The following is a 298-nucleotide window of genomic DNA, read 5'->3' as shown; positions in this document are numbered from 1 at the left end:
CGACACCCCAGACCGTCATCAGACCCTGGCTGGTGGTGAAAGCGAGGACGGCCGCGAGGGACAGCAGCACGGCTCGCCAGTGGTGCCTGATGACCTCCACGATCGGCACGCGGCTGCGGCGGCTCTCGGCCTGTGCGGCGAGACGGCGGAAGTTCGGGGTCTCGGAGACCTTGAGGCGGATGACCAGGCCCACGATGACCAGCAGTGCGCTGAACAGGAACGGCACGCGCCAGCCCCAGGCGAGGAACTGCTCGTCCGGCAACGCCGAGAACAGGCCCAGCATCAGGGTTGCCAGCAC

The 298-nt window shown here is 68.5% G+C and carries 1 pseudogene; it reads right to left on the bottom strand.

What is annotated here, in order from left to right:
- Positions 1 to 298, bottom strand: a pseudogene (locus tag KI686_RS16380) (hypothetical protein); the annotation flags it as partial.

Origin of the sequence: Polaribacter sargassicola (assembly GCF_021991835.1) — a bacterium.
Lineage (GTDB): Bacteria > Bacteroidota > Bacteroidia > Flavobacteriales > Flavobacteriaceae > Polaribacter > Polaribacter sargassicola.
Note: the sequence above shows the minus strand (reverse complement) of the source record. Positions and strands in the feature narration are given on the sequence as shown.